This window comes from Roseateles sp., assembly GCF_044373315.1.
GTDB lineage: Bacteria > Pseudomonadota > Gammaproteobacteria > Burkholderiales > Burkholderiaceae_C > JACDQM01.
The window spans coordinates 1-5612 of record NZ_JBILQK010000150.1 but is presented as its reverse complement, the minus strand read 5'-3'; the positions used below and the strand labels follow the sequence as shown (position 1 = coordinate 5612).

Here is a 5612-nt window from a genome sequence, read left to right as displayed (position 1 = left end):
GCACGCTGCTCAAGCGCGAGGTCTACCGCTACAACATCCAGGCCCTGCGCAAGAGCGTGGTGGCCGGCCTGCCGCTGGACACCTTCCACGAACTGCTGGAGCACAGCATCGGCTTCAACCGCTTCGTGCTTAACCAGCTGAATGAGCGTCTGGGCCAGTTCATCGCCGCGCGCGAGACCGACCGCATCTCCGACCCCGACCTGAAGGTGGCCCGCAACCTGGCCGCCCTGTTCCACCCGCAGCTCTACCCCGGCGTGGGCAGCCTGCTGCGCATCACGCAGCAAGAGCTGGGCTATCTGGTGGGCCTGTCACGCCAGCGCGTCAACCAGGCCCTGCACCGGCTGCAGGAACAGCGCCTGATCGCGATCGAATACGGCGGCTTGCGGGTGCTGGATCTGCAGGGACTGCGGAGGTTTCCGGCGCTGGGCTGAAGACGCACCCATAAGCTGTTATTCAATGGCCGGCTGGCGGCTGGCAGCTGATGCACCAGGCCCAAGAATGCGCCAGGCTCAGCAACGGTGCACCACGCAGAGCCCATGTATTCGGCGCCGTTCACCGATGCGCCTTCGCGTCAGTAGCCAACGATTCACATCATTGACCCATGCACGGGTCGCTTGTCGAGATGGCCTACGCCACGGGCACGCAGGCCCGGGCAGCTTGGCCGGGCTGCTGCGCCTCGTGGCGCCGGAAACTGCCGGGCGCCATGCCGTAGTGCTGTTTGAACGCCCGGCTGAAGGCCGCCTCGGACTGGTAGCCGAGCTCGCCAGACATGTGCGCGATCGGCTGGCCCGAAGTGCTCAGCCAGGCGCGGGCCAGTTGCATGCGCCACTCGGTCAGGTAAGCCAGCGGGCCCTGGCCTGTCAGCGCAGAAAAACGGGTGGAGAAGGCCGAGCGCGACATGCCCACCGCCTTGGCCAGACGGTCCACCGTCCAAAGGGTTTGAGGCGACTGGTGCATCAAGGCCATCGCCCGTCCCACGCGCTCATCGCTCAATGCGGCCAGCCAGCCCTTCTCGCGCAGCGGTGCGCTGGCCAGCCAAGCGCGGATGGCCTGCACCACCAGGATGTCGGCCAGACGGGTCACCACCGTCTCGCTGCCGGGCTTGGGCACGGCGGCTTCCTGCGCGATGTAACGCAGCGTGCTGTGCAGCCACAAGTCCTGCTCGGTTTCGGCGGCGTCCATTTGCAGCACGGCTGGCAGTTGGCTGACCAGACGCTTGGCCAGCAGATGGTCAAACCGCACCACGCCATACATCGCCTTCACGACGGCACCACCGCCACCGTAGCGCACCGTCTCGAACAGTTCTGTGACCTGCTGGATCGGCAGTGCGTCCAGAGGCACGGTGCTTGTGCCCAAGGCGCTGAGAAACCGGTGCGGCGAGCCATGCGGAATCAGCGTCAGGCTGCCCTGCTGCAGCGCCTGCGGCGGATGTCCTTCCACCTCCAGCCAGCAATGGCCCTGGGTCACCACCAAGAACACCATGACCCCGTCCATCCGTGGCACCTCAATGCCCCAGGGCGCACTCAGTTCGGACTGGCAGTACAGCGTGCCCTGCAGGCGAAAGCACTGCAGGGCCTGGGTCAGCGGGTCCGGCGACGGGTGGGCAGGAGGGACACAGTGCGAAGCTGGCATTGGCAGATCCTGATGGCATGCAAACAATGCAATTCAGCCAAATTTCTGTACGAATTGCAATAAACAAAGGTCAATTAATCATTCTTTGTTTTGATATTTCAAAGAATACTGGGTGCAACCGGATGACAAGGCCCGACGCCCGAGCGCGGCCCGCCGGCGTCAATGCCCCCCCATACCGCCCCGACTGCCAACCAGGAGCACTCTTGTGAAACGCATCCTCATACTCGACGGTCATCCCGCCGCCCAATCGCTCTCGCGCGCCCTGGCGGAAACCTATGCCGAGGCCGCGCGGCTGGCCGGCCACGAGGTTCGCCTTGTGCATCTGCACGAACTCCAGTTCGACCACGACTACGCCGAGAAAAAGCCGCTGGAGCCCAGGCTGGACCAGCTGATGCAAGACCTGGCCTGGAGCGATCACTTCGTCATGACCACGCCCATGTGGTGGGGGGGTGTGCCCGCCAAACTCAAAGGCCTGTTTGATCGGGCTTTGCTGCCAGGCCGGGCCTACGACCCGCGCAAGCTCAGCCGCCTGGGCATTCCCGCACCGCTGCTGACGGGACGCAGCGCACGCGTGGTGTTCACCTCCGACACACCGGGCTGGTTCCTGCGTCTGGTCTACAAGAACGCGCTGATTTGGCAGCTCCGCCGGCAGGTCCTGGAGTTTGTGGGACTCAAACCCGCCCGCTTCACACACCTGGGCCCCGCCAGCCAGGCCCAACCCAGTCAAGTCACCCGCTGGCTGGAACAGATGCGGCTGCTGGGTGCTGCCGCGGTTTGAGGCCAGAGCGCCTTCACCACAAGGTCGTCTCAGGGTTGCCCGGATGCGCCTGGATTCCTGACGTGAGGCAGCGCCCTCGCTGTGGCATCAGCGGCAAGTCACAGCGAAGGCGCCTCAGGCGCCGAACGGCGTCGGCTCGGGCGGGGTGCGCGGCCTGCTGGCCCAGAGCGCGGCCGTGATCTCGTACAGCAGGCTGGGCGCCTGGCCCGGCACATCGGCCTGCGAGCCCTTGAGCAGCAGGCCCAGGCGCTCCAGCGTCTTGCGCGAAGGCGTGTTGGCCGGCTGCACCACCGCCTGCACGGCCTCGGCCTGCAGCCCATCGAAGGCCAGCTCCAGCGCGCTTTGCACCATCTCCGAGGCATAGCCCTGGCCCCAGCTCTCGGGGCTGAAACGGAAATACAGCTCCAGGCCCGGCGCATCGCCCAGGCTGTTATGGCGCATCAGGCCGCCGAAGCCCAGCACCAGCTCGGGCCGCTCGCGCAGCGCAATGGCCCAGCAGCCAAAACCATGGGTCTGCCAGTGCGCCAGCCAGCCCTGCAGCAGCTCGGCCGCGGCACTGCGGCTGCGCATCGGGCCGCCCGGCGTGAAGCGGCTGCACACCGGATCGGCATGCAGCGCGTAGACGGTGTCCAGATCGCTCTCGCGCGGCGCACGCAGCCACAACCTCGGGGTCAGCTGAGGCGTGGCAAGGGCGTCGCGCACGGGCATGGTGAGAGGGCCTGCTGAAAGCGTTCCAGCTTGTAACCGATGCACCGGCGCTGCATGCGCCGGGTTAGCCCCCCTGCCTGAGTGGCGCAAGGCCATGAACGCCAAAAACCGCACGCCAGGCCCGCTTGCCGGCGGCCCGCGCGATGCCGCTGCGTCGCGTGGATCCCACGGGCTCGCCACTTTTCTGCCCCCTTGCCAGCACGGCAAAAGACTGTATATTTATACAGCCTTCTGATTTTTCAGGCGCTTCCCAGAAGCCCTGCCCGCCGCCGCAGTTCCCCCAGCCCAATCGCACACACCGCCCTCCTCCATGCATGCCCCCGTCCGGCAGGCGCCGGCGTCCGCCAGCGCCACGCCCGCCCCGCCACCGCTGTCACCTCCGCAGGCCCGGAATCCGGACCTGCCGACCCTGCCCGGCAGCCTGGGGGCGCTGTGGCGCGGCAGCGAGCTGGCACGCAGCACAAGCCCCTGCCACAGCAGCGGCTTCGCCGCGCTGGACGCCGAACTACCCGGCGGCGGCTGGCCCACGCAGCAGCTCAGCGAGATCCTGCTGGCCCGCCCCGGCGCCTGCGAATGGCGCCTGCTCGGCCCGGCCTTGCACGGGCTGCTCGTGGGCAGCCCGGCCGCCGCGCCGCAGGCCCGCCCCGGCAAGCGCGGCCGCAGCGGGCCTGCCGCAAGCCCGTCGGCACGGCGCCCGCTGCTGCTGATCAACCCGCCGCTGCCGCCGCATCTGCCGGGCCTGGCCGGGCACGGCATCAGCGCCGCGCAGCTGGTGTGGATCGCGCCCGGCAATGCCGCCCATGCCTTGTGGGCGGCCGAACAGGCCATCAAGGCCGATGCGGCCGCCGCCGTGCTGGCCTGGCTGCCCGAGGCGCGGCCCGAGCAGATCCGCCGCCTGCAGGCCGCGGCGCTGGGCGCGCGCGCGCCGGTGTTCGTGCTGCGGCCGGCGGCCATCGCGCAGCCGCAGTCCTCGGCCGCGCCGCTGCGCCTGCTGCTGGAACCAGGCCCCGACTGGACGCTGCGCGTGCGCCTCATCAAGCGCCGCGGCCCCATGCACGAGGGCTGGCTGACCCTGCCCTCGCTGCCGGCCGGGCTGGGCCGCATCCTGGCACCGCGCCTGCTGCAGCCGGCGATTCCCCCGCTCGCAACCGGGCCACGCCCGACCGAGACAGCACCGGAGCTGCCGCATGAGCAGGCCGCATTGGCTCGCGCTGCTGCATAGCACCGGCGCCCATGAGCCCGCCGCCTGTGTGCAGGCGCAGCAGATCCTGGCCTGGTGGAGCCTGCAGTTCACGCCGCGCGTGGCGCTGCTGGAAGACGCCGTGCTGCTGGAGCTGGCCGCCAGCCTGCGCCTGTTCGGCGGCCTGCGCGCGCTGCATCGCCGCCTGCGCGATGAGGGCGCCATGTTGGGCCTGGCGCAGCTGGCCTGGGCCCCCACGCCGCTGGCCGCGCTGGCGCTGGCGCGTGCCGGCATCGTCGATGGCCTGCGCACGCCGCTGACGCCGCTGCTGGACGGCCTGCCACTGCACACGCTCAGCGCGGTGCAGGCCCACGCACCGATGCTGCAACGCCTGGGCTGCCGCACGCTGGGCCAGGTGCGCGCGCTGCCGCGCGGCCCGGCGGCGCGGCGCTTCGGCGATGCGCTGCTGCTGGCCGTGGACCAGGCGCATGCGCTGGCGCCGATGGCGCTGCCCTGGGTCAGCCTGCCCGAGCGCTTCGCCGCGCGGCGCGAGCTGGCCTGGCGCATCGAGCATGCGCCCGCCTTGCTGCAGCAGGCCGAGCCGCTGCTGCTTCAGCTGGGCGCCTGGCTGGCGGCACGCCATGCCGGCGTGCTGCGCTTCACACTGGCTTGGCAGCACGACGCGATGCGCGCCCGCGAAGTGGGCCCCGGCGGGCAGCTGAAGCTGGGCACGGCCGAGCCCACACGCGAGCTGCGCCACCTCAGCCGCCTGCTGGGCGAGCATCTGGCCAAGCTGACGCTGGCCGCGCCGGTGGCCGAGCTCAGCCTGACGGCCGACGAGGTGCAGCCGCTGGCCGAGCGCAGCCTCACGCTGCTGCCCGATGCCGCCGAGCAGGCCCGCGAGCCACTGCCCCAGCTGCTGGAGCGCCTGTCGGCACGCCTGGGCGCGGAGCAGGTGCGCTGCGCGCAGCTGCAGGCCGACCACCGCCCCGAGCGTATGCAGCGCTGGCTGCCCTGGGGCCAGGTCTTGCGTGCCGCGGGCGCCGCGGCGCTGGCATTCCCCGATCCCCAGCCCGGCTGGCTGCTCGACCCGCCGCTGCGCCTGGCCGCACGCCACGACCGCCCGCTGCTGCACCAAGCCGCACTGCAGCTGCTGGCCGGCCCGCAGCGCCTGGAAGGCGGCTGGTGGGGCCAGCCCGGCAGCGCCACGCCGCAGGCGCAGGACCATGTGCAGCGCGACTACTACCTGGCGCACAGCCCGCAGGCCGGGCCGCTGTGGATCTACCACGAGCGCCTGGGCGGCGCGGCCGCCAA

General features: G+C 70.4%; 6 protein-coding genes. 4 read left to right on the top strand and 2 right to left on the bottom strand.

The features are described 5' to 3' along the window. On the top strand, positions 1–431 hold a 431-nt coding region (locus ACIQ67_RS19110), incomplete at its 5' end, for a Crp/Fnr family transcriptional regulator (protein ID WP_397535965.1). Positions 432–627: 196 nt separating this feature from the next. Here the strand turns inward: ACIQ67_RS19110 and ACIQ67_RS19105 are convergent. Further along, positions 628–1632: an AraC family transcriptional regulator gene (locus ACIQ67_RS19105; RefSeq protein ID WP_397535964.1), complete on the bottom strand. Its 1005-nt coding sequence runs from the start codon at positions 1630–1632 to the stop codon at positions 628–630. Between the two features lie 205 nt (positions 1633–1837). On the opposite strand from ACIQ67_RS19105, the gene ACIQ67_RS19100 reads away from it, so the two are divergent. After that, a complete protein-coding gene (locus ACIQ67_RS19100) occupies positions 1838–2410 on the top strand; it encodes an NAD(P)H-dependent oxidoreductase (RefSeq protein ID WP_397535963.1) in 573 nt (190 codons plus the stop codon). Positions 2411–2524: 114 nt separating this feature from the next. On the opposite strand, the gene ACIQ67_RS19095 is transcribed toward ACIQ67_RS19100, so the two are convergent. Continuing rightward, positions 2525–3118, bottom strand: a complete 594-nt coding sequence (locus tag ACIQ67_RS19095; protein ID WP_397535962.1) for a GNAT family N-acetyltransferase — start codon at positions 3116–3118, stop codon at positions 2525–2527. Between the two features lie 310 nt (positions 3119–3428). On the opposite strand from ACIQ67_RS19095, the gene ACIQ67_RS19090 reads away from it, so the two are divergent. Then, positions 3429–4340, top strand: a complete 912-nt coding sequence (locus ACIQ67_RS19090) for a recombinase RecA (RefSeq protein WP_397535961.1) — start codon at positions 3429–3431, stop codon at positions 4338–4340. Continuing rightward, positions 4306–5612, top strand: a 1307-nt coding sequence (locus ACIQ67_RS19085; RefSeq protein ID WP_397535960.1) for a DNA polymerase Y family protein, incomplete at its 3' end; no start/stop codon positions are given. The genes ACIQ67_RS19090 and ACIQ67_RS19085, both read left to right, overlap by 35 nt.